19 protein-coding genes, 2 pseudogenes and 1 riboswitch are annotated in these 22,935 nt (G+C 60.1%); of the genes and pseudogenes, 5 read left to right on the top strand and 16 right to left on the bottom strand.

Translation table 11 applies throughout. The features are described 5' to 3' along the window. Position 1: 1 nt before the first annotated feature. Positions 2-361 carry an XRE family transcriptional regulator gene (locus AC0L21_RS31480; protein WP_473265625.1) on the bottom strand — a complete coding sequence of 120 codons (360 nt, stop codon included), beginning with the start codon at positions 359-361 and terminating at the stop codon, positions 2-4. A gap of 170 nt (positions 362-531) precedes the next feature. Then, positions 532-777, bottom strand: a complete 246-nt coding sequence (locus AC0L21_RS31475; protein WP_473265624.1) for a hypothetical protein — start codon at positions 775-777, stop codon at positions 532-534. A gap of 2,033 nt (positions 778-2,810) precedes the next feature. On the opposite strand from AC0L21_RS31475, the gene AC0L21_RS31470 reads away from it, so the two are divergent. After that, complete coding sequence (locus AC0L21_RS31470; protein ID WP_473255557.1) at positions 2,811-3,878, top strand: cytochrome-c peroxidase; 1,068 nt, start codon at positions 2,811-2,813, stop codon at positions 3,876-3,878. An 819-nt stretch (positions 3,879-4,697) separates the two neighbouring features. Here AC0L21_RS31470 and metE read toward each other — a convergent pair. From metE to AC0L21_RS31455, 3 genes are all read right to left on the bottom strand, one after another. Further along, the gene (gene metE / locus AC0L21_RS31465; protein ID WP_473265623.1) at positions 4,698-7,013 is read right to left on the bottom strand and encodes a 5-methyltetrahydropteroyltriglutamate--homocysteine S-methyltransferase; all 2,316 of its coding nucleotides are present in this window, start codon (positions 7,011-7,013) and stop codon (positions 4,698-4,700) included. Positions 7,014-7,112: 99 nt separating this feature from the next. Continuing rightward, a riboswitch (cobalamin riboswitch) is annotated at positions 7,113-7,312 on the bottom strand. Positions 7,313-8,100: 788 nt separating this feature from the next. Beyond that, positions 8,101-8,304: a 4Fe-4S binding protein gene (locus tag AC0L21_RS31460; protein ID WP_007600001.1), complete on the bottom strand. Its 204-nt coding sequence runs from the start codon at positions 8,302-8,304 to the stop codon at positions 8,101-8,103. Positions 8,305-8,881: 577 nt separating this feature from the next. Further along, positions 8,882-10,096, bottom strand: coding sequence for an EAL domain-containing response regulator (locus AC0L21_RS31455; RefSeq protein ID WP_473265622.1), 1,215 nt, complete (start codon positions 10,094-10,096; stop codon positions 8,882-8,884). Between the two features lie 728 nt (positions 10,097-10,824). Here AC0L21_RS31455 and AC0L21_RS31450 point away from each other — a divergent pair. After that, on the top strand, positions 10,825-11,166 hold the full coding sequence (locus tag AC0L21_RS31450; protein ID WP_473265621.1) for a GNAT family N-acetyltransferase: 342 nt from the start codon (positions 10,825-10,827) through the stop codon (positions 11,164-11,166). 714 nt (positions 11,167-11,880) lie between these two features. Here the strand turns inward: AC0L21_RS31450 and AC0L21_RS31445 are convergent. The 6 genes from AC0L21_RS31445 to AC0L21_RS31420 all read right to left on the bottom strand — a co-directional run bounded on the left by AC0L21_RS31445 (position 11,881) and on the right by AC0L21_RS31420 (position 17,397). Next, positions 11,881-12,024 (bottom strand): hypothetical protein, encoded by a 144-nt coding sequence (locus tag AC0L21_RS31445; protein WP_473255577.1) that lies wholly within the window; start codon positions 12,022-12,024, stop codon positions 11,881-11,883. Between the two features lie 569 nt (positions 12,025-12,593). Next, on the bottom strand, positions 12,594-13,421 hold the full coding sequence (locus AC0L21_RS31440) for a citryl-CoA lyase (RefSeq protein WP_259217604.1): 828 nt from the start codon (positions 13,419-13,421) through the stop codon (positions 12,594-12,596). 55 nt (positions 13,422-13,476) lie between these two features. After that, the gene (locus AC0L21_RS31435; protein ID WP_473255552.1) at positions 13,477-14,742 is read right to left on the bottom strand and encodes a CaiB/BaiF CoA transferase family protein; all 1,266 of its coding nucleotides are present in this window, start codon (positions 14,740-14,742) and stop codon (positions 13,477-13,479) included. A 50-nt stretch (positions 14,743-14,792) separates the two neighbouring features. Beyond that, positions 14,793-15,815, bottom strand: coding sequence for an ABC transporter substrate-binding protein (locus AC0L21_RS31430; RefSeq protein ID WP_007599995.1), 1,023 nt, complete (start codon positions 15,813-15,815; stop codon positions 14,793-14,795). Between the two features lie 33 nt (positions 15,816-15,848). Next, entirely contained in the window at positions 15,849-16,622 is a 774-nt protein-coding gene (locus tag AC0L21_RS31425) for an ABC transporter permease (RefSeq protein WP_231143967.1), read from the bottom strand. Continuing rightward, positions 16,606-17,397 (bottom strand): ABC transporter ATP-binding protein, encoded by a 792-nt coding sequence (locus tag AC0L21_RS31420; RefSeq protein ID WP_473255551.1) that lies wholly within the window; start codon positions 17,395-17,397, stop codon positions 16,606-16,608. Before AC0L21_RS31420 ends, AC0L21_RS31425 begins: the two co-directional genes overlap by 17 nt. Before the next feature lie 164 nt (positions 17,398-17,561). Here AC0L21_RS31420 and AC0L21_RS31415 point away from each other — a divergent pair, with 164 nt between their 5' ends. From AC0L21_RS31415 to AC0L21_RS31405, 3 genes and pseudogenes are all read left to right on the top strand, one after another. Further along, complete coding sequence (locus AC0L21_RS31415) at positions 17,562-18,251, top strand: IclR family transcriptional regulator (protein WP_473255550.1); 690 nt, start codon at positions 17,562-17,564, stop codon at positions 18,249-18,251. Between the two features lie 156 nt (positions 18,252-18,407). Beyond that, the gene (locus AC0L21_RS31410; RefSeq protein WP_473265620.1) at positions 18,408-19,271 is read left to right on the top strand and encodes a site-specific integrase; all 864 of its coding nucleotides are present in this window, start codon (positions 18,408-18,410) and stop codon (positions 19,269-19,271) included. A 56-nt stretch (positions 19,272-19,327) separates the two neighbouring features. Next, positions 19,328-19,510, top strand: a pseudogene (locus tag AC0L21_RS31405) (transposase zinc-binding domain-containing protein); the annotation flags it as partial. A gap of 79 nt (positions 19,511-19,589) precedes the next feature. Here AC0L21_RS31405 and AC0L21_RS31400 read toward each other — a convergent pair. From AC0L21_RS31400 to AC0L21_RS31380, 5 genes and pseudogenes are all read right to left on the bottom strand, one after another. Continuing rightward, positions 19,590-20,006, bottom strand: a complete 417-nt coding sequence (locus AC0L21_RS31400; RefSeq protein ID WP_473265619.1) for a tyrosine-type recombinase/integrase — start codon at positions 20,004-20,006, stop codon at positions 19,590-19,592. Positions 20,007-20,088: 82 nt separating this feature from the next. Then, positions 20,089-20,580 (bottom strand): annotated as a pseudogene (locus tag AC0L21_RS31395) (tyrosine-type recombinase/integrase); the annotation flags it as partial. Further along, complete coding sequence (locus AC0L21_RS31390; protein WP_473265618.1) at positions 20,577-21,482, bottom strand: tyrosine-type recombinase/integrase; 906 nt, start codon at positions 21,480-21,482, stop codon at positions 20,577-20,579. The pseudogene AC0L21_RS31395 and the gene AC0L21_RS31390, both read right to left, overlap by 4 nt. Next, entirely contained in the window at positions 21,482-22,714 is a 1,233-nt protein-coding gene (locus AC0L21_RS31385) for a tyrosine-type recombinase/integrase (protein WP_473256503.1), read from the bottom strand. The genes AC0L21_RS31390 and AC0L21_RS31385 overlap by 1 nt, the downstream gene beginning before the upstream one ends. 109 nt (positions 22,715-22,823) lie before the next feature. Beyond that, positions 22,824-22,935, bottom strand: a 112-nt coding sequence (locus AC0L21_RS31380) for a transposase zinc-binding domain-containing protein (RefSeq protein WP_473265638.1), incomplete at its 5' end; no start/stop codon positions are given.

The following is a 22,935-nucleotide window of genomic DNA, read 5'->3' as shown; positions in this document are numbered from 1 at the left end:
TTTATTTCGACGTCCTGATCGAACGCCGCCAGCATGCGCAGCGGCTTTCCGTGAACTGCCCTCGAAGCAGCTTGGAGATGTTGGGCTGCTTCACGCCGACGAGCTTCGCGACTTCGGTCTGAGTGATCCCCCGCTCCGCCATCAACCGCTTCAGTTGTACAATGAGGGCTGCCTTGAGTTTGTACTCGTCGGCGTTCGGGAGGCGGTTGGCCGGCAACTTCTTCTTCGTGCTCATGATCGAGCTGCGTTTATTCCGTGTTGATAGCTTCCGTGTCGCGCAGGCGCTGCCATGCGACGCCAGATCGTCCGATATGCGGATCGGCAGCCAAAAGAGCTGCTGATCGGACCACGTGAAGGTCAATTTGAACGCTCTACCGCGCTCGAGTGCTTTCGGAGTTTTGGCTTAACCTGTTGCAGGTGTGCTCGTCTTGGGGGACGGCATATATTGGCCGGGCAGCACATATGTGTGTGCTTAAGAGTATGGACAGTATTCCTGTGCGCGCGCCTGCGGAATTCAGCGTAAGACACGCGTCATTTCCATAGAAGAGATTCTGGCCAGTCTGTGAACTCCAACTCGAAGCTACGTAGGCCGGTGGGTTTTGTCGTGAATTTAAGGGTCTTCCCTGAAAGGTCGGCCAATGAACCAGATGCGAATGTGGAAACTGTCGTGCCGGAAGTTGCGACCCCAATGCCTTGCTCGCCTTCCATGCTAGAGAAGTCGGTCGCCTCGGAGAGTTGCCCAAGTGCAACTCCCTCCAGCGCGTGGTGAAATTCCATGGAGGCCAAGTATGTCCTTTTGTCAGCGGCCCACTCGCTGACCGACACTGCTGTGATCCCCGCGTCGGTCAAGAGACCACCTGCGATCCGGCAGCCATATTGAACGGTGAGAATAACCCGCTCATTCCGAACTCCGGCCGGCTCTCGATCGGCGGCAGTGATCGTGCACGCGTACCGCCTTGTTTCCGCAACCGCCCCCATACCTAGCCCGATCCACTCGAGAGCGGAACATAGTACAAAAGCGAGAGCGGGTCTTATCATTCGACTGCACCTGAACTGAAACATCGTTCTCTGCTCTGTACAATCTGACGCTACGGGCGATTCAAGCTCCTTCGATCGCTCTGCCGGATCAACGTTACTCAGGTGACTGCGGTGTCGCAGAAGCCAGGCGAGCGGTATCCCCCGGCAGTGCCCTTGGACGGGGCCGGACCGATTTCATTATCGATGCGCAGCGGGCAGCACGTCGGTGAACCAAGGCTATGGGCCGAGCTTTTCAGGTCGGCGGCGGCCATGAGAGGCGCGACGGCCCGCGGCGCCGGAGCGCTACATTCCTGACCCAGGCGCAGGCGCTCTGTGAGCGGACGCTATTTAACGCGGAATGCTCCCGCGGCACAGGTCCCGAAATTTTGCTTCACAATCTCAACGTAAAAGGAAACGTGGCCGAGACGAGCCGTTCAAAGGCAGACTGCCGCTCAAGCAGACGCTCTTCGAGCATCTTACGCTGGAGATCATCTAGCTCGCTTTGAAGCCTTCTGCGACAACGCCAAATGTCATTCCGTACGGATCTGATCTCATTCAAGCGCTCGTCAATCGACGTCATCACGGATACCGTATCCAACTTGAACCAGCCATGGACAAGTGCTCAATCACGTTCTTCCTCGCTAACACGCCGATAAATCTCAGGACTTGGGCCATCTGCGGACTGATGTCACGATCTCCTCCCAGCGTGTCCTCTTGTATCGGCATCATTCAACGCAAGAGCACGAAGTAGCGGTTGCTCCTGCAGAAGTTCAGCTTATTTTGCCCCAGCGCGCAGGATTTCAAAAGCGAGCAGCAGCCCGTGAGTGGGCCGACTTGGTAATCCAACCAACACCCGGGGTCAGGCTGGTCACCTGTCGAATTGGAGTAGCGATCAATCGGACGGTCGCACCGTCAAACTCTGGGCAGCCGCGCCTTTCAGACTTGAGCACGGCAATGCCATGCCAGCGAACCTCAGGTGGAATTGAATCAAGCCATGTTCGGTCTCGGAGGCTCGTCCTTCACGAACGAGCCGGGCTTCGCGGCGGCGGCGCGCCAGAGCGGCCCGGATATAAGTCGGAGAGGCTTCAGTCGGCCGGGCTCGGCGAAATCGTGAACGATGCGCACCGCCGGGCGCCTCTCAGTGTCTCGCCCAGCTGCGTAGGTCTTGTTACCGCCGTTCCCGCGTGCGGTCGGCAAGCTAGCAAGCGAACCTCACCACAAAAGTATCTACGATCACCTCTAGCCGGGCCTGGCGCTTGTGGCATCTGTGACACTGAATGTAGTGATCAAACCAAGACATCAGACTTTGTTTGTTCGTCCGGACCCGTTCTACAACTAAATCAGCAACTTGCATCTCGGACGCAACTGGCATCGCAGTTGCTAATTGTCCAATGACACCGTGAGCGCTGAGCGCGGCCATTGGTGTAAGACGGATACATCAACTTTGCGGGAGCGTATTGGCCACCCAATCGCTCGATGGAGCACCGATGCGGCCACCGGACAGCTTACTGCTTGCGGCACACTTGTTGTTGTCAGATCGACCATCACGCCGAACGTTGAGGCGCTAGGCTGATCGACCAACAGAAAGGCCGCGATCTAAGCTCAAAGCCAACTCGCGAATCACGTAAGCCCCTCAAGCCCGTGCGTGAACGCCGGCGGCGAGCTGCAAAGTCGCACATTTTTGCAGCCTCGCTTCAGATGATCCGCTGCATACTGCGCCGGACCGTCGAGGAACGCGTGGCATCGCTTTCGACTGTTTCCTTGTTTAACAATCAGAACTAATGAGGCGGTGTATGAACATGTCAATCCCGGAGCTTCGGCTTGTCGCTGAAGCATCGATTTTAGCTATTGGGCTGCTGATGTCATCAGGAGCTAACGCCGACGATGATCTGATGAGAAACGCCAAGCAGACCTTCCATCCAATCCCCTCGGTCATTCCTGCGGTAAAAGACAATCCGGTGACGCATGGAAAGGTCGAGCTTGGCAAGATGCTGTTCTTCGATCCGCGGCTATCAGCGAGCGGGATCATTAGCTGCAATACGTGCCATAATCTCGGCACCGGCGGAGTCGATGCCGGTCCGACCTCCGTTGGTCACGGCTGGAAGGTCGGCCTACGTCGGGCGCCAACCGTCTACAACGCAGTGTTCAATGCGGCGCAATTCTGGGACGGACGCGCCGCGGACCTGAAGGCGCAAGCCACCGGCCCGGTGCAGGCGAGTGCCGAAATGAATGCGACTCCGGATCATGTGCTCGGTATCTTGAACTCAATGCCCAGCTACGTCGTCTTGTTCAACAACGCGTTTCCGAACGAAGCGAGACCGGTCACCTTTGAAAATTTTGCGAAGGCGATCGAGGCTTTTGAAGCGACTCTCATTACACCTGCGGCTCCGTTCGACCAGTATCTGGAGGGCAATACACGTGCTCTCGATGATCAGCAAAAGTCAGGGTTGGCACTGTTTATGGCGAAGGGATGTTCCTCTTGCCACAATGGTATCAATCTCGGTGGACAGGCCTACTTCCCGTTCGGCGTGATGAAAAAGCCGGACGCAAGCGTGCTTCCGGACGCCGATAAGGGCCGGTTTGCGGTCACCAGGGCGGTCGGCGACGAATATGTCTTCCGCGCGGCGCCATTGCGAAACGTCGCGTTGCGAGCCCCTTACTTTCATTCGGGACAGGTTTGGAGCCTGAAGCAAGCTGTTGCCCTGATGAGTGAAATCCAGCTCGGCACCAAGCTTAGCGATAGAGAGGAAAACGACATTGTCTCATTTCTGAATTCGCTGACCGGTCGGCTGCCTAAGATCGAATATCCGATACTGCCGACGCGCAACAACACGACACCAAAGCCTTCAATAGGCAGATAGCCTTAGCAGCACCGGCCTCATTCCCTGCCGAACAGCAACAGATGCGCTCCAAGAACCCGGGGTCCCGCAATGACGCCAAAATGAATGATCCCCTGCTGTCACTGATAAGCAGGCACATAAAAAGCCGCCCGGCCTCAATGCGAGGCCGGGCGAAAGTCACGCGGGAGCGACGCTGCTTTCCGCATCGTTCCAGCTTTCGTCGGTAGGGAGGACTACCGGCGATCGACTTACGACGAGGGCATTCGCCGTCAAACAAGGAGAAGCGGATATCGCTCTGCACAACTTAGCGAGCCGCTTGCCTTTCGCTGCTGTCGTAAACTTCAGGACTTGCTCACCACTTGCCAGCTGTCCGGTTGGCACGGGCAGCGCCTTGATGGAGCTGGGATCCATCGCGCAGGCGGTTTGACTGCCGAGCCCTGAAACTCAACCGTCAGTTTGCCGTCACGCGCCAGTATTTTGGCACCGCCGAATACCAGCAAATCTTCCCGAAGACCGCGCGAAGGCGCAAATTAGGTATGAAATTCCGCAAGGGCGGTAAAATAGATTGTTTTGATGGGACGCATCCACGCGATGGATAAATGAAGCGATAGGACCGTGGTTCGCGTCGAGCGTAAGTGACTTGGAATATGTCACCTAATCGGTATGGCCGGCATGCGGTCGTCCGCCGGTTCGAGCTTGTCGCCGCTGTATGCGATCGCCTCCGCCGGGGCAAACCGGCATTCGCAGGCGCTGGACACTTTGGAAGCTCGCAAGGATATCGCGAGCTCCCAAAGCGCGTTCATCTTATTCACAGATACGTTGGCGACACGCTCCGTACGATCATGCCTCGGCCCGCAACTCACGTGCGGCGGCCACCATATTGACGAGCGCGGGACGCACCTCCTCCCATCTTCGAGTTTTCAGTCCGCAGTCGGGATTGATCCAGAGCTGCCGATCGGAAACCCGCTGCCGCGCCAACACAATCAGCTGCTTGATCTCGGCTGCTGCGGGAATGCGCGGTGAATGAATGTCATAGACGCCTGGCCCGATTTCATTAGGATATTTGTAGCTCTTGAAAGCGTCGAGCAATTCCATTTTGGAGCGCGACGCCTCGATTGAAATGACGTCGGCATCCATTGCTGCGATCGCATCGATGATTTCGTTGAACTCGGAATAGCACATGTGCGTATGGATCTGAGTTCCGTCAGCGACAGCGGAGGAGCAAACGCGGAAACTGTCCACTGCCCAATCGAGATAGTCCTTCCACTGCGATTTGCGCAGCGGCAATCCCTCCCGCAACGCAGCCTCGTCGATCTGGATCATGGTCGCTCCAGCCGCCTCAAGGTCGATGACCTCGTCTCGGATCGCGAGAGCGATCTGTCGGCATGTCTCGCTCCGCGGGATGTCGTCACGGACAAACGACCAGTTCAGGATCGTCACCGGTCCGGTCAGCATAGCCTTGACGGGTTTTTTGGTCAGAGACTGCGCATGTCGCCACCATTTAACGGTCATGGGCTTCGGGCGGGAGACATCTCCAAACAGGATAGGAGGACGAACGCACCGCGAGCCATAAGACTGAACCCAGCCGTGCTTGGTGAATGCGAAACCCAACAGCTGCTCGCCAAAGTATTGAACCATGTCATTGCGCTCGAACTCACCGTGTACGAGCACGTCCAGGCCGATATCTTCCTGCCAATGCACGGTATGGGCTGTCTCCGCTTTCAGAAGCTGCTCGTACTGCGTGTCATTCAGCGCTCCCCGCGCATGAGCTGCACGCGCATTGCGGACGTCCGCCGTTTGCGGGAAGGATCCGATGGTTGTGGTTGGAAACATCGGCAATGCGAAGGCGACGCGCTGGACGTCGGCGCGCTGGGTGAACGCACTGCGACGGCGACGCATGCTATCGTCGATCGCGGCCATTCGTCCGGCGACGTTCGCACTGTGGATCTTCGGCGATGTTTCGCGGGTGACGGATGCATCCTCTGAGAGCGTGAGTTCATCGGCCACGTCGGCAGCATGGCCAGCCAGCGCTTTGCCCAATATCGAAAGTTCCTTGATCTTCTGCACTGAGAACGCCAACCACGTCTTCAGATTGGGATCGAGATCGATCTCTAGTTCAATATCGGTCGGAACATGAAGCAGCGAGCAGGAGGGGGCAATCTGAACACGGTCCCGGCCCAGTTTTTTGACCATAGGAGCAAGTTGGTCGAGTAGCGCCGGCAGATTAGAGCGCCACACGTTGCGACCATCAACGACACCGAGCGAGACCACGAGATCTCTACCTGCTCTGGCGACAATCGCGTCCAACTGGTCAGGTGCACGAACCAGGTCGACATGAACCCCGGCAACGGGCAAGGCCAATACTGTTTCAAGATTGTCGCCGACAGCCCCGAAGTATGTGGCCAGCATGATTTTAAGCGCCGGCACGGCCTTAGCGAAATGAGCATAGGCCCGGCGGACAGCGGCCCGAGATGCTTCGTCGACGTCCATCACTAGGCATGGCTCGTCGAGCTGAACCCATTCAGCGCCGCGCGAGGCTAGTTCGCGGAGAACATCGACATAGACGGGGAGGAGTCGATCAAGCAGCGACAGCGGATTGAATGCGGGATTTACGCTTTTGCCGAGCTTCAGGAAAGTGACTGGGCCCACTAGGACGGGCCGCGTCTGATAACCGAGGCTTCTTGCCTCCTCATATTCCTCGATCGGCTTCCGAGAGGCATACGTAAAGATCTGATCCTGGTGAAATTCCGGCACCATGTAGTGGTAGTTCGTATCGAACCACTTCGTCATCTCCTGTGCGGCTACGCCGGGCCCATGCTGAGCGTGACCACCGTCTTGAGCGCCACGCGCCATGGTGAAGTAGGTTTTGAGCGACACAGGACCTTCGTTCCAGCCGTAAACGTCGGGAATGGCGCCGACCATTAGGCTGGTATCGAGCACATGGTCGTAGAGCGAGAAGTCATTCGAAGGAATGACGGTCGCACCGCGGGATTTTTGCCGTGCCCAATTAGCGGCACGAAGTCCACTCCCCACCTCGAGGAGCTCGGCTTCGCTGGATTTTCCCGCCCAGTAGCTCTCGAGCGCGAATTTGAGTTCGCGTCGTGGGCCGATGCGTGACGTCCCCAGTGTGGCAACGGGAAGCGAAAGGATTGACATAGCTTAGACCCCATGTTGGGGCAAAGGCCATGGCGGACGCAGATAGCGAACATCGCGTGAGCGACAACTGCTTGGCGCACACCGGGACGCCCCGCCCGTGGACGATATCTTGTCGAGGCAGGTCTCCTGGCTCACGGGTCGTCGCTGCTGTCCGGCCTTCCCGAAGCCGCATGGCTTCAGTGACTTCGTTGGACAGCGGCTCGCCGCTTACAGTTGCGGGGGCAGCGCCGGCATTGCACCGGCTTCCCTCTTAGCTCCGGATCAAACGAAATCCGGAGACCGCGACGGCTTGAATTATGCGCACGAGGATCGATGCGTCAACCTACCGATTCTCGCTGCGATATTGCCCAAGCGATTACGAGCGCACTAGGCAGGTAAGACGGTCTTGCTCGCGGCCTAGTGAACACGCCCGGATCTGTGGAGGCTCCGCTTTTGAAATGCATTCGCTCCCTGCTCGCGTAACGGTTGAGCTCCACCACCGGAACGAACCCGGGCCGCTTTCGGTATCTGTGTGATCGCGAGGAGGCGACCTTTTCCGTCAGCAGCTTTTCGAACCTGCGCGTCAGGAAGGTGCGATCATCCTCGGCCGGCATCCGTTTGGTCACAGCCCACGAGGCTCCCTAGAAATTTCGAAAGCCGGATTGCTCCAGGACCGAACGGATGATCAGGTCGGCTCCTTGGTGTTCGGCGGGCCCGCGACCAGGCACGAGGTCGTCCGCCTCCGTGAGGTTGGCCAAGATGATCTTCTCGGTGCACTAGGTGTTCACGTGCTCAGCGACTTTTGCGCCGGCTTCGATGCGTCCGTGGCCGCTCGACGCCGGGTCTTCCTCGCCTCGACTCGCCGCCAGCGACGATAGGCCGTAACGCGGCCACTGAGCATCGAGGGCCTTGTCCTTGTTCGTGACAAATTCGACGGTGTCCTCCGACAGAGCCCTTTGAGGGGTTCCTCGGCGTCGCTCAGCGTCTTAAGCTCATAACGATGTTAATCGACCTCGATGCGCCCCATGCGGTCGTGGTCTCCTCAAGGTCCCACATCTACAACTTCGTTCGCGAAATCGAGCGATGAGGCCTTTTGGTCGCGGGCTGCCTATCCTGTCTTGGACGGGACACAGGTGTCAGGGACCGGGCAGACCACCGCGCATTGCGGCGTGTCGCAATGGCCCTCGCACTCCGTACATTTTTTGGCATCGATAACGTAAATGTCACGCTTCAGACTGATCGCCGCGTTGGGACACTCGAACTCACATGCGCCACAAACGGTGCATTGCGAAGCGACGATCTTGTAAGCCATGCCTTCCGACTCCTTAGGCGAGCGATGCCATGGGCGATCCCTTTCAAATGCCGTGCCAAACGCAGACGCGCTCAATGTTGGGCAATTTGCCCAATTCGGCTGTCCCGGGTCTGAGACCATGTTGCGTCTGCGACAGCAACAGGTCGCTTCAATTTCAGCCTACGAGCCATCGGGCCCTCTTGCGAGAGTCAGTCGCGACTTGACGCTGGAAGCGTCCGTCGGTTTGTTTGGCACGTCAGCGCGGGGGCAAGCGAGGCTGACGCTTCCTCCACCGGCGGCGACAAAAACCCGCGAACGAACGCAGGTCTACGTCGGATCTCGGCAAACCTCCGGTCACACACCCCGACTGGAGGTTTGTGCAAGCCTCGCTCATGGCTGCAACGCTAGCTCCGCGGAGGACTCGCTGGAGGCTTGCCAAAACGGGCTTGTGGTATAACAAGCTTCGGAGGGAAATGAAGTGGCGGCGGGACGAGCGACACTGGCCCTGCAGACCGAATTGCACTCAGCCTCATGCCTGGTGCCGAGTAGGCATGGCGGTGCTCGTGAGCGTCGCTTGGCCGCACTCAGCCACTCGCAACTATTTTAGACGAGCTGGAGCAGGGTTGAAAGATGACTGTGCAAATTGCTTCAGTGGCATGGCTTTTCCGAACAGATGGCCCTGCGCAAGGTCGAAGCCGAGTTCGGCCACAGCGATTAGGTCAGCCTGGCTCTGCACACCTTCGGCGACGGTGCGCACATTGTACTCTTTGGCTAGATCGACGATATGGCGGCACACCGTTCGCTTGAGGGGCCCATTCGCGCAGCCGCCGACGAACTGACGATCCACTTTCAATTTCATGAACGGGAATTTTGTCATCCCCATCAGCTGCGGCCAATTGGCACCGACATTGTCGATTGCAAGGCCAATGTTGTGAAAGCGAACCTCACGCGCAACCTCGACCAGGAGATCTAGGTTCTGGATCGCTTCCACGCTCTCGATTTCAATCGTCAAACCGCCGAAAGCGGCGTGCGACGGCATGCGCCGACAGAGATCGCGTACCGCCTGCGGGTCAATCAGGAATGCTGCCGGGAGATTGATGGAGAGATCGATCGAAATTTGCTGCTCCAGAAGATACTGCCAATCCTTGATCGCGCGGTCGATCACGAACTGCGACAAGTTCCTAAAATGCGGATCGTGAGGTTCCGGGATGAAATAGGCCGGTGGAACAACGCCCCAGGTCGGGTGCCGCATTCGCACATGCGCCTCGGCGCCGCGGCGGCTAAGGGTACACGCGTCAAACTTCGGCTCATACCAGAGCTCAAGCCAGCCAGCGTGTAAGGCTTCTCCGACATGGACCGCGGGACGGGGCGCCGGCTCTCTTGGCAAGAGCATGCCGATCCGATCGCGCAACGTCTCGGCTGCAAACGGCGCCCTGAGCGGCGGCAGCATAGCAAGTCCATATTCACTGCCGACCTGCTGCACTGCCGCCATGATGATCGACTCGCGCGCTCCGAACGCCAGCACTCGGCCTGCGAATTCTTCGCGTACCAGTATCTCGAGCAATCGTCCAGGCTCGATGCGGTCCGAGCCAATGCCGAGCAGGATCAGATCAGGGAACTCCGTGCGGAGTACATGCGGCAACTCGTCAGCAGTCCTGCATTCGCTGATAACAAATCCCATATCCTCCAGCACATCCCGTAGAAAGGCGCGCAGATGCCGCTTGCCGACGGCCAGGCATGCCCGCGGCCGCACCTTACGTTGCCCGAAGATTACAGGTTTCCCTCCGACCAGTTCGGCCTGCCCATGTTCCATCGCAACCACTCCCGTTCCGTGACGGTGCCTTAAACGACGAGCGAAGGTCCAAACAAGCTGTGCTTCCCAATATCTTTCGATTGTTCGAGATAAGCTTAAGATAGTGCATTAGTGTGCAAAATCTTTCGCGATCTTGCTCAGACGATTTTATCGGGCGCACGCGTATGATACCTGTCGCGCTTCGCGCAACTTTGTACGATGTCGTACGCGAGGTGGGAATCTCTCCTTCGGACGGACCGAGCTGACGCTCTATGGCGCTGCGATCATCGTGGCGCACGATTTATTGAATAGAGTAGTTCGTGAGCGACGATCGGCAATCACTCTTACGAACGTTTGATCGACATGACCGGCGTGTGCCGTTTGGTGATTGTTTTCCAATCGAAGGCAGCCCATCATGAGTGCGCAGCTGCTCAAACCGCAGTCGATTCTGAGAACGGCAATGGCTTGCAATTACCTCAGCTCTGTTGCCTATAGTGAGTGTGGACGTGCTGCTTCCTACCGAGCCAGATAGTTGCTCTCAATTGCGTTTTCTGTATCCTGAGCATGAATTTCCTCCAGAGGGCTCGGTCAGGTGTTCGTGTTGGCGCTGAAGGGCGAGGCACGTCCAGCGCGGGCACGGTTTTGCGCAAGAGCGTGCCAGGAGATGAGAACGCGGTCGCAAAAGCGGTCGAAGAGCTACTTTCCGAGTTAGGTGGCCTCGGACACTTCAACGCGCGAAGCAGGCGGCGTTGCGCCTGATTCAGGATCCCGAACAGGGCTTCATTTTTGTCGTCGAGGAACAAGGCACCGGGCAGATTGTAGGGGTAGCTAGCATCTCGGCCGTACAGGCCGTGAGAGCAGCCGGAGCGTACTGCGTGCTTCAGGAGCTATGGATTTCTCGTGACTTCCGCAGCTCTGACTGCGGTCGGCATCTGCTCGAGGCGGCAGATTCGGAGGCGAAGCGACGCGGCTGGCAGATGATTGAGGTTGCGTTGCCTCCGGATGGCTATCCGGCCCTAGAACGGGTACGCCACTTCTACGAGGAGAGGGGATATCGGGTGGGAGGATTGCGCGCGCGCAAGAGGCTCTGACAGTGGTACGACCTCTGCGCCACACACTTAAAGCGCTCCTGGGCTAGCGTGCTATCGGTAAAGTCCGTCACGCAGTCAGTCCTGGGCTTGTTGCTTCTCAAAACGAACGCTTCACGCGTGCGTCGCGGCCGAGCCTGATCGAGAACCTTTGACGCTGATGCGGTGCTGACTCCCACCGCGAGCGGTTACCTCTTCGGCCTTCTTGGCGAGAACGTTCGAGAATATTAGCGATCAATCATTCTGCATGGTGGGAAGCGATACCGCGACCCGCCCGACCAAAAGGCGACAGGTCGGCGGCGGCCCGTCGCAGGCGAAGCCCGACCCAGCCTTACGAATCGTTCTTTTGCGCTTCCCATGCAGTGCGATTTACTGGCTCTGGTTTGAGATCACCCACACAAACGCCATCCATTCGTCACCAATTACATTCTCTCGGCAACTGGCCAGCCAGTCGTCTACCAGACTCATTTCCTGCATCTTGGTGCGGCGGACCGGCGCGTGAAAGCATTCCGCACCACCTTGCCACTCCTGCTGGCGAATTTCGAGGAAGGTGCGCGAGATCAGCCATCACACTGATCCGGTAGATGATTCCGTAATGAGCAATGTGCCGAGTGCCGCGTCCAATACGACATTCGTGCAGCTCCCTCCCTGCGCAGGACTGGATGCGAGCGGACCGCTTCGCCGTTTGGCGCCAATACGAAAACGTGGCCGAGGGGATCATGCGCGACAAAGAGCCGCCCTTTTTTGATCGACCGTCAGTCCGTCAGGACCGCTCGTCGCGAAGAACCAGCTGAATCGTCCGACTTTCCCCACGCCATCACGCATCAGCGGTACGCGCCAGATGCTATTGTCGCGCGTCATTGCAACGAACAATACGGTCTCGTCCGGACTGAGCACCAGGCCATTCGGGCCCGGGCCATTAGAAATCAAGCAATGATCCGGCCGTCAGGGCACAGTCGAAATGCCCGGCCGGTCCGATCGTGCAATCCAGTCTGGCCCTGATCGGTGAAATAGATGTCGCCTTTGGTCGCGATATGCAGGTCGTTGCAGCCTATGAAGGACTCGGAATTGCGGTGGCCCAGCACCGGTCGGATGGTCCCTCTCTGTGGATCGCTCCAGGAGACCGTTGATATAGTCGGACACGAGCACCCGGCCGTCCGGAGCAACCTTCAGACGTTCGGCCAGCCGTCGTATTCGATGATCAAAGACCAGATGCCCTCCGGTAAAATCCGGAAATGCAGCCGAAGGGGATGTCGACGACATAGAGATTCCCGGACTGGTCGAACGACGGTCCCTCCATGAAACAATCTACTGGATATGCCCCGCGGTTCGCGTCTACCCATTCCGAAGAAGCAGCCGGGCGACGAAACTCCGCCGGCATCGACGAGAACACGCTGGCCTCCATCAGCTTGGGCGGGTTTTCGAGATGCTCATGATGCGCCTTCGAGCCTGCGACGCGGCTGGCCCTCGTATTTGTAGCCGAACTGCTTGGGCATTGGGCCCTTGTTGCGATCGTTGCGCCCAGTTTGCTCCCAGGCGTGAGCCAGGATTCCGACCGCGCGCGACAAGCAGAAGACCCCCCGCGCGAGCGGAGAGGCGAAGCCCAGTTCGCCGTAAATGACCGCGGTCGCGCCATCGATGTTCATCGGAATGAGCTTGCTCTTGCGCTGTTGCATCACCCGCTCGATCGCGCGAGCGGCCTTGGCATAATCGCCGCCGACACTGCCCTCGTCAGCTGCGGCATCCACCAGCGCCAATAGCGGGGCCGCGCGCGGGTCGACTGGATGAAACCGGTGGCCGAAGCCCGGCAGATATTTGCTGCGGGTTGCGGTGAAATGGTCGATTGCAGCGCCAGCGGCCTGCTCGATCTCTCGCCCTTGGCGCCGTCGCAGCACATCCTCGTAGAGTTCGATAGCCTGCTCCCCTGCTCCGCCATGCACGTCATCGAGCGTGTTGATTGCCGAGGCCATTGCGCCATTCAGGGGCAGGCCGCAGCTCACCGCCATTTGGGCAATTGCAATGGAGGGCGCGTGCGGACCGTGGTCAACGGATCCAACCAGCGCAGCTTGCAGCAGCTGCTCCTGTGCTGGCGTCGGCAGATTGCCACGTAACATCAGCCAAATCATGGCGGGAAAAGAAACGCGGCCTATCAAATCTTCAATTGGATAACCCCGATAGGCGATGCGACCTGGCGCGATATCGCAAATGGAGGTTCGCCACCAACTGGCCGCTTGCTGTCTCAGTTCTTCTTCGCTCATTTCCGGTTCCGTCCTTTCAACCTGCCGATTGCCAACCGACGCAAGCCGTCGGATGTCATGATATCGGTCCGTCCGTGGCTGCGCGGACGGGCAGGAAATCAGCCTCTCCTTGCTTTGGCGTCCCGACGGCTCGGCTTGAGACTAGTTGCTCAACCTCCGCATACGAATAGCCGAGCCGCTGCAGCCATCGCTCAGTGTCTGCTCCGAGCGTCGCAGGTGGTGAAGGCACCGAAAACTCCTCATCCAGCCGGAACCCCGGCCGCGTGATTCGTAACGGCTGCGCATCGTCTTGTTCTGCCGCCAAAGTCTCGACGAATCCGCGCTCAACGACCTGTGGCTGCTGCAACACTTGCGAGACCGTCAGCACACGGCCGGCAGGGACACCAGCCAAGTTCATTTGGGCCTCCCATTCCTCAGCGGGCTTGCAACTCAATGCCTTGTTCAACTCCGCGCTCAGCGCAGCGCGGTTCACCTTGCGCATCTCGCGTCCAGCAAAGCGTGGATCCGTCTTCAGATCCGGTCGGTCGATCAGGTCGCATAGGGCTTGGTACTGCTTCTGCTCGTTGGCAGAAATGTTCAGCGGGCCCGTTGCGGTGCGGAACGTGCCGGAGGGAGCCGCGGTAAAGTTCTCGTTGCCGATGGGCTGCGGCTCGATCCCGGCGTTCAGGTGGTTGGAGACGACCCATCCCATCGCCGCAATGGTGGCCTCGAGCAGGGACACGTCGATGAACCGACCCCGTTGCCTATGCCGCTGGTCGACCAGAGCCGCGGCGATAGCAAACGCAGCAGTCAGTCCCGCAATCGTGTCCGAGATCGGAAAGCCCGTGCGCAGGGGAGCCGAGGCTATATCGCCGGTGACGCTCATGGCTCCGGAGAGACCCTGGACGATCTGGTCATAGGCCGGACGGGCGGACCACGGTCCGCTCTGCCCAAAGCCGGAGATCGCGCAGTAGACCAGACGCGGGTTCAGCCTGACAAGCACATCAAAGCCGAGGCCAAGGCGTTCCATCACCTTCGGCCGGAAGTTTTCGAGCACCACGTCGGCTTCCTTGACCAGTCGCAAGAACACCTCGCGGCCCGCTTCCGATTTCAGGTCCAGTGCAATCGATTGCTTGCCGGCGTTCACAGCGACAAACGAGAGTCCCTGCAGGCGCTCCGCTCTTTGCGGATCCGCGCCGAGGCGCCGCGCCAGGTCGCCGCCGTTCGGATTTTCCACCTTAATGACCTCCGCGCCAAGGCGTGCAAGATGGTAACCGCAGAACGGACCCGCCAACACGTTTGACAGGTCGAGAACGCGGATACCGGTTAGCGGCAGAGACATCTGAAGAGCCTTCTTGTAGGTGATCCGATAGCGAGCGCTTAGTACGCAACTTATTTCAGTTGCTGCGCAGCACGTTCCGCGAATCGATTCGTGAAGGTCTTGATCAGGTCGATCTTTGCGGCTGCGATCTTCGGATCAAAGTCGCCTAGGACAGCCAGCGGGATCTTGGCCGCGTCGATGTCCATCTGACCGGTTGGCGAGAACAGCGCTTTCGACGCGTTGATGATCTCGATGTTCACCTCGCGATTGTCGGTCTTGTATGCAGGAGGCATCGCGTCGACGAGCTGCTCCGCCGTAACCGTGTTGATCCAGCGATGAGTTTTGAACAAGGCGTTGACGAGGCGCTGGACCGTTTCCGGATTTTTGTCGATGAAGGACTGCTGAAGGTAAAGGCACGCGGTCGGATAGATTCCGCCAAAGGCCTGCCTTGAGCCTTCGACCGTACGCGCGTCGAACAGCGGTGTCGCACTTTTCTTGCGCGCGAGAAGGGTCGCAATCGGATCGAAATAGACGAGCGCGTCGATATTCTTGGCCTCGAGCGCCACCATGCCGGGTGCACCACTGCCAACCGCGATGATGCTTACATCGCGCGAGCCCAATCCCGATTTCTTGATGTAGTAGCGCGCCATGGTATCGGTCGAGGACCCCGGCGCCGTGATCCCGAGCTTCAGGCCCTTCAGGCCGGCACCTGTCTTGACCTTGTCAGCGAGGTCGCCGCGGACACCGAGCAACACGCCGGGAATGTCATTGAGCAGGAACACGCAGGAAATTTGCTTGCCTTGGGCCTGCATCTGAATGGTGTGATCATAAAAGCCGACGGTCCCGTCCACCGAGCCGCCGATCAACGCCTGCAAAGCCTTCGAGCCACCGGCCTGGAAGTTCTCGACGGTCACGTCAACCCCTTCTTCCTTGAAGGCGCCCAGCTTCACGCCAAGTTCGAGAGGCATATAGTTGAGGATCTGTGACCCCACTGCGATCTTCAATTTTGTCTTCTCGGGCTCGGCGGCATAAGTCGAGATAACCGGGAATGCGGCTATCGCGATGACCAGCATCAGTCGTGGAAAAGCGTGCATGGGAAACTCCATGAGAATGGGAGAGCGGTACGATCAGGCTTCGTGGGCAGGTGCGGGCCGCCAGACCAGGAGCCGTTTTTCCGCGCGGTCGACAATGGCATCGAGAGCAACGACGAAGGCGGAGAGGACGATGATTCCTGCGAACACTCCGGTCGCGTCGAGGACGCCCTCGGCCTGCGCAATCAGGTGCCCCAATCCCGCGGACGAACCGAGATATTCGGCGACCACTGCTCCCATCACAGCCATGCCGACCGACACCCGCAGGCTCGACAGGATCCACGTGGTGGCGGACGGCAGGTAGACATGGCGCAGCAGGGAGGACTTCGATGCACGTAGCAGGCGCGCATTCGCGAGCACGACCGGATTGACCTCGCGAACGCCCTGAAAGGTGTTGAAAAAAGCGACGAAGAGAACCAGCGTCACGCCCAGCGCGACCTTGGAGGTGAGGCCCAATCCGAACCAGATGACAAAAATGGGCCCCAGCAAGATGCGCGGGATCGCATTGAACATCTTGATGAAGGGCTGAACGACCTCGGCCGCAAACGGGCTTAAGCCCAACCAGATACCAAGCGCCGTGCCGATCCCGATACCAGCCAGGAAAGACAGGACCGTCTCCAGCAGTGTTATGCTGACATCGGTCCAGAAGTCGGCCGTTGACATCCACTCTCCGATCCTTGCGATGAGTGTCGACGGGGCCGGAAAGAAGAACGGGTCGATCAACCCGGCCCGCACGCCCAATTCCCAGATCAGGATCAGCCCAAGCACGATGGCGAACTGTGTGAGAGCGACCTTACCCCTGCGTGGCATAGCTTTTCTCCACTTCGGCGCCGAGCAGCGACCAGATTTCACGGTAAAGCGCGACGAACTCGTCGGTGGTCTGTAGCGCCGAGACGTCGCGGGGACGAGGCAGCGTGATCCTGACATCGCCAACCATGCGGCTCGCGGGACCGGCAGACATCACAACGGCGCGGTCCGCCAGTGTGATCGCCTCATCGAGGTCATGGGTGATGAAAACGAGTGAGCGCCGGTCCGCCTGCCAGAGGTCGAGCAGGATACGGTGCATGAGACGACGGGTGTGAACGTCCAGCGCTGAGAAAGGCTCATCCATCAGGACGATCTTCGGTTGCATGATCAGGGTCTGCGCCATGGCGACCCGCTTGCGCTGGCCGCCGGACAATTGGTGCGGATAGCGCTCCTCGAACCCTTTCAAGCCAACCTTGGCGAGCCAGGGCCGCGCCTGCTCGCGCGCTTTCGCGATCGAGCTTCCCTGAAACACCAGCCCGAGGCCGACATTGTCCTGGGCTGTTTTCCAGGGCAGCAGCCCTTCCTGTTGAAGCATGTAGCCGGACTGACCGTTCAGGCCCCCAAGCGATTTGCCGAAAATGCGAACCTCGCCGGCGGCCGGCTTCAGCAGTCCGGTGACAGTATTGAGAATGGTCGATTTTCCGCAGCCGGTCGGCCCGACCACTGCAACGAATTCGGTTTCGCCGACCTGGAGGTTCATGCTTTTCACGGCGGTGAAGTCGCCGAAGCGAATCATCACGTCGCGCAGGTCGACGGCAAGTGCCGGCTGCCCTTCCATTGTTTCGCTCCGCAGAACCTGTTCTAAGCCTCAAAACAGGTAACTGCCGCTACATCCGGAGTCAATTTCATTCTGCAACATAGAACCCAAATGAGCATTGAACACTGGACTTTCTGTCCATTCTGGATATCTGTTCTGCACAACAGAACACGAGGACTGTATCAATGGCAAAGACAGGGGTTGATGCGGTCGGGCGCGCCCTGGCGATCCTCAAGGCCTTCGGCGCTGAGCGCGCAGCCATGACGCTGACCGAGATTGCCGAGGCGACCGACTTCTACAAGAGCACGGTCCTTCGCCTTGCCGCATCCCTGGAAGCGGACGGATTCCTGGTGCGGGGGACCGACCGGCTATTTCGACCCGGACCGGAGCTATGGCGCCTTGGGGCGCTCTATCAGCGTGGGCTGGACCTCGGTGACCTGATCAGACCCTCGCTCCATCGTCTGGTCGAAGCAACCGGAGAGACCGCATCCTTCTACATCGCGGAGGGCGACGAGCGCATTTGCCTTTATCGCGTTAATTCTCCGCGTTCCGTCCGGCATCACCTCGAAGAAGGACAACGATTGCCGATTGATCGCGGCGCTGCGGGCCGCGTTCTTACCGCTTACCGCGATTTTGCATTAGCTGATGGAAAGAAGATCAGAGATCGTGGCTTCTACGTCTCGATCGGCGAGCGTGATCCTGAGGTTGCGGCCGCAGCGGTGCCCGTAACCGATGTCTATGGCAAATTGCGGGGCGCGCTCTCAGTCTCCGCCATTCGCACTCGCTTTGATGCAGATGCTCGGAAATCTGCCGTTGAAGTGCTGAAGTCCGAGGCTAAAGCGCTGATTGGTTTGCTGCCTGCAACTGAGCGCTGAGCTACATGGCAGCGTTCTGGTTATAACGCACAGCTCGGCGGGTGCCGCAATGGCCTCTCCGAAGCCGCTGTCGCGGCATGCGTGGCGAGGTGGCGTAGATCGCCTCCTGGCTGAGAGGATGTGGGTGTTGGAGCCCCCCTCAGACAGGGTATTGAGATGGCCGATTTGAGCCCTCTTCGCCGCCGCATGATCGAGGACATGACAGTCCGCAATCTGTCGCCGGCGACGCAGCGATCCTACATCAGCGCGGTTTCGAAGTTCAGCCGCTATTTCGGCCGATCGCCTGACCGGTTGGAACTGGAAGACGTCCGCGCCTTCCAGGTGCATCTGGTCTCGACCGACATCTCATGGCCGGCGCTGAACCAGATCATCGTCTGTGCGCTACGGTTTTTCTACGGCGTCACGCTCGGCGAGGCGCTCATCCCGGAGCGCATTCCCTATGCGCGAGAGCCCCGCAAGCTGCCGGTCGTTCTCAGCGCCGACGAAGTGGTGCAGTTCCTCGAGGCGGTGTCGAGCCTGAAGAGCCGCGCCGCGCTCACCACCGCCTATGCGGCCGGCCCCAGGGCCTCCGAGGTCGCGGGACAGCGGATCGAAGACATCGACAGCACCCGCGGTGTCATCCAGGTGCGCCACGGCAAAGGCGCGAAGGATCGCAACGTGATGCTGTCGTCCCAACTGCTCGGCATCCTGCGCACCTATTGGCGGCTCGCCCGGCCGCGGCTTTATCTGTTCCCTGGGCGTGACGAAGGTCACCCGATTGATCCGACCGAGTTGCATGCCGCCTGCCGCTCGGCGGTCAAGGCTGCGGGCCTGACCAAGCGCGTCACGCTGCACACGCTGTGCCACAGCTTCGCGACACATCTTCTGGAGAACGGAATCGACATCCGGATCGGCCAGGTTCTGCTCGGGCACAATAATCCGTCGTCGACGGCGCGCTACACGCAGGTCGCCACCCATACGATCCGGGCGACCCAGAGCCCGCTCGACCGCCTGTCGCTGGAGGTGACGCCACCGGCATGACAACGGCTCCGGGATCCGGCTTATGACCCCCCGACGTCCGCCCGCACCGACCCGCCATTGACATTGCCGATATCTTGCGCCGGCATGGCGACGCCTATCGTCGTGACCATGCCGGTCATCACGGTCGCGTCGAGCGGCGGGTGATGAGCGCCATTGTTGGGTGCCGAACCGAGGCGCTCGGCGGCCACGTCGAGGCCCGCAATGACTGCGGCATGACGCGGATCGCCTATAATTCCTGCCTTATGGGCAGATCCGGTAATGGGGAGCTGGCGGCGAGCTGACCGCGTTTTGAGCAAGTCGCCGCCATTGCGCTCTCCATTACGAAGTGCGCTTGAGCAGCGCGAGCAGTTTGTCGGACGGCTGGAATGTGCCGCGCCGCAGATGTGGCGGCACGATCGCTTCCATGGTGTCGAGCTTTTCTGTCGGATCGCCGCGCGTGTAGACCTCGGTGGTCGTCAGCGTGGCGTGGCCCAGCCACAGCAAGACCTTCCGTATGTCTCCCGTCGCCTGCAGGACGATCATCGCGCAAGTGTGCCGGAGCACGTGGGGCGAGACGCGCTTCTTCTTCAGGCCGGGCTTGTGTCGAGCGGCAGTTGCGACGTGCTGCTTGAGCAGATACGCGAAGCCCCATCGGGTCAGCGGCTCGCCTCTGGCGTTGACGAACACCTCGGGTGCGGCGACCCGCCCGCGAACGGCGAGCCAGGCACGCAGAGCCGCGGCCGTGGTCTTCCACAAGGGCAGCGTCCGACTCCCGCTGTCCCTTGCCGAGAACGCGGACGCTCATCGACGGCAGGTCGATATCATCGATCTTCAAGCCTGTCAGCTCGGACACACGCAGCCCTGCGCTGACGGCCAGATGCAACATCGCCCGATCGCGGATGCCGTCACGCGTGGCGGGATCGGGCGCGTCGAGCACGGCTTGCAACTCATCCTTCAGCAGATAGGGAGCGAGCCGTTGATCCGTCCTCTTGAACGGGATCGCCAGTACGCGGCGGATCTGCTCGAGCGCCGCCGGCTGTCGGTATTCGAGGAAGCGGAAGAACGACTTGATGGCCGCAAGCCGCACGTTGCGCGTGACGGCCGCGTTTCCGCGTACATCTTCGAGATGCTCGAGGAAGGCGCTAACGAGGCCGGCGTCGAGTTGCTCCAATGTCAGTACCGACGGCCGGACCTTCAGTCTTTCGGCGGCGAACATGAAGAGCAGCTGGAAGCTCGCGGCGTAAGAGTCCTGCGTGTGCCGGCTGGCGCCCCGCTGGCTGGCGAGCGTCTCGCGGAGGAACGCTTCGATAAGGGGACCGATCGGCGTCATGATCGCCTCCCGTCCAAGAGGTAGTCTTCACCGGCCGCGGCGACGTCGCGCATGAGATCGGCGGTCGCCTCCAGGTACCAGTAGGTCGCGTAGATGTTGACGTGGCCCATGTAGGTCGAAAGCGCCGCCATATGTGCGCCACTTCGGCTTCGTCCGGCCGGACTGCCCTGCAGCGCCCGCACCGCGAACGTGTGTCGCAGATCGTGCAGGCGCGGGCGGCGCCTCGCCGCCGGTGCGATCCCTGCCTTGCGGACCAACCTGTCGAAGGTCTCCTTGACGGCAATATAGCGCAGCGCACCGCCGTGCTTGCCGATGAACACCGGATCATCGTTCGAGCGAGGCCGGCGGCGCGCCAAATAGCGCCGCAGGCCCGCGGCGGCCGTGTCGTGAAGCGGTACCAGGCGGGTCTTGCGGAACTTGGTCTCCCGGATCAGCAAACCGTCGCGCGTCACGTCGGCGACCGTCAGCTTCAGTGCCTCGGAGATCCTCAACCCGGTAGCCGAGAGCAGGGCGATCAAGGTCGCATAGGTCATTGAGCGCAAGCCGCCCTTGGGACCAAGCCGCAGTGCGGCCTCGATAAGGCAATTGAACTCTGCATCCGAGTAGATATGCGGCGGGCGCCTCCTCTTGTGGGCACCGAAGTGATTGGCCGGCGGGAGCTCGTGCCGGTCGTCCTCGATCCGCACGTGGTGTACGAAGCGGCAGACGGCCTTCAGCCGGGCATCGCGCTGCGCGACGGACGGCCCGAGCGCTGCCCAGTCGATGGCAGTTTGCGCGTGCACATGCGTTTGCCCGCGCTCGGCCGCGAAAGCGGCGAAGCTCTTCAGCAGGTACTCCGCATTTGACATCGCGAAGCCAGTGGCTCGGCGGAGGTCGAGATAGGCTTCGATGGCCTTCAGCATCAGAGCACCTCCGGCCAGGGCTGCGCGATCTGCTTCAGGAGCGCGACATCGGCCTTGGCGTAATAGGCGGTCGTGTCGATACCTCGGTGCCGCAGGACCAAGCCGATCTTCTCGAGTGCCACGCCATGACGCAGCATCTCGGTCGCCGCCGTATGCCGCAGCGCGTGCGCGCCCTTGAACGGCGTAATGATGCCGGCCCGCTGCATAGCACGCCTTACCAGTGACGAGATGCCGTCGCCCCGCCGGAAGGATCCGTATGGCGCGATTGTGCGCAGGAACACATGAGCGTTCGCATGGTGCTTGGGCCGGCAGTCGACATAGGCTGCAATCGCATCGCCAACGTCTTGCGGCAGCGGCAGGCGAACCTCGGTGCGGGACTTGCCCGCGACCCGCAACGAGCCGGTCTCCCATTCGATGTCGTCGAGACGCAGTTGCGCAACGTCACCGGCCCGCAGCCCCAGACGCACCACGAGCAGGATGATCGCGCGATCGCGGCGCCGCGCTGGAGCTTCGCCGTTACAGGCCGCGATCAAACAGTTCACCTGTTCTGTCGCCAGATACCGTGGCATGTCGGCAAGCCGCCAATGGGCGCAGGCGGGAACCGCACTGTCGAGACCGGCCCGGCAGCGACCTTCGACCGCCAAGTAGCGCAGGAAAGCACGTAGGCTTGTCGTCATCTTCTCGATGGTTCCGCGCCCGCTCGTGCTCGCGAGATCCATGAAGGTGGTGCGAACGGCGGCCGCATCCCAGGTCGCCGGATCGTCCCCGAGTGCCATCAGCAAGCGGGCGACGTCACGTGCGTAGAGCCTGATGGTGGCGTCGGAAGCTCCGCGGTGCCTCCGCAGCCATGCTTTGAAGCTGGTGATCAACGACGGCTCGACGGGCGTCGCCGTCACTGCGGCGGGGCGACACACGCCGATTTCGACGAGGTACCGGCGAAAGAGCCGGGCGCCGTAGATGGTATGGTGATTGTGACGGCCGCCCTTAGCGCGTGGGCAACGACAGGTGCCCAGATGTTCACTGAAAGCCTGCAGATCGATGTCGCGCGGCAATCCTTCGCGCCCCGCCAGGACATGGCCGAGGTGCGCCGCCGCCCGCACGTATCGAACCGCCGTGTCATCGGTATAGCCCTCGCCCTTAAGCGCCGCGGCGAAGCCATCGAGGTGCAGCCCACTCGGCCCGCTGCGCAGATGGCCCAGCATCTTCGATGCCGGGAAGTAGTTGTCCAACATGATCGTCCCCGCTTGTGACCGGCCAACAGTGGCCGAACCGACCAGGGTGCAAAGGCGTCATGTTATGGAGAGTGGAAGCGATGCAATTCACAGGAAAATCTGAGCGCCGTCACGGCAGCTCCCCATTACCGGATCTGCCCATAAGACAGGAATTATAGGCGAGGCGTGTCGTGCCGCAGTCGTCGCAAGCCTCCATGTGGCCGCCGAGCGCCTCGGTCCGG

Source organism: Bradyrhizobium sp. WSM4873, from assembly GCF_055811355.1.
Note: the sequence above shows the minus strand (reverse complement) of the source record. Positions and strands in the feature narration are given on the sequence as shown.

Bases quoted from the DNA above. Each gene is read 5' to 3' on its own strand.
- AC0L21_RS31475 (WP_473265624.1), bottom strand. From the start codon at position 777: ATGGAATTTCACCACGCGCTGGAGGGAGTTGCACTTGGGCAACTCTCC.
- AC0L21_RS31470 (WP_473255557.1), top strand. From the start codon at position 2,811: ATGAACATGTCAATCCCGGAGCTTCGGCTTGTCGCTGAAGCATCGATT.
- metE (WP_473265623.1), bottom strand. From the start codon at position 7,013: ATGTCAATCCTTTCGCTTCCCGTTGCCACACTGGGGACGTCACGCATC.
- AC0L21_RS31460 (WP_007600001.1), bottom strand. From the start codon at position 8,304: ATGGCTTACAAGATCGTCGCTTCGCAATGCACCGTTTGTGGCGCATGT.
- AC0L21_RS31455 (WP_473265622.1), bottom strand. From the start codon at position 10,096: ATGGAACATGGGCAGGCCGAACTGGTCGGAGGGAAACCTGTAATCTTC.
- AC0L21_RS31445 (WP_473255577.1), bottom strand. From the start codon at position 12,024: ATGACGCGCGACAATAGCATCTGGCGCGTACCGCTGATGCGTGATGGC.
- AC0L21_RS31440 (WP_259217604.1), bottom strand. From the start codon at position 13,421: ATGAGCGAAGAAGAACTGAGACAGCAAGCGGCCAGTTGGTGGCGAACC.
- AC0L21_RS31435 (WP_473255552.1), bottom strand. From the start codon at position 14,742: ATGTCTCTGCCGCTAACCGGTATCCGCGTTCTCGACCTGTCAAACGTG.
- AC0L21_RS31430 (WP_007599995.1), bottom strand. From the start codon at position 15,815: ATGCACGCTTTTCCACGACTGATGCTGGTCATCGCGATAGCCGCATTC.
- AC0L21_RS31425 (WP_231143967.1), bottom strand. From the start codon at position 16,622: ATGCCACGCAGGGGTAAGGTCGCTCTCACACAGTTCGCCATCGTGCTT.
- AC0L21_RS31420 (WP_473255551.1), bottom strand. From the start codon at position 17,397: ATGGAAGGGCAGCCGGCACTTGCCGTCGACCTGCGCGACGTGATGATT.
- AC0L21_RS31415 (WP_473255550.1), top strand. From the start codon at position 17,562: ATGGCAAAGACAGGGGTTGATGCGGTCGGGCGCGCCCTGGCGATCCTC.
- AC0L21_RS31410 (WP_473265620.1), top strand. From the start codon at position 18,408: ATGGCCGATTTGAGCCCTCTTCGCCGCCGCATGATCGAGGACATGACA.
- AC0L21_RS31390 (WP_473265618.1), bottom strand. From the start codon at position 21,482: ATGCTGAAGGCCATCGAAGCCTATCTCGACCTCCGCCGAGCCACTGGC.
- AC0L21_RS31385 (WP_473256503.1), bottom strand. From the start codon at position 22,714: ATGTTGGACAACTACTTCCCGGCATCGAAGATGCTGGGCCATCTGCGC.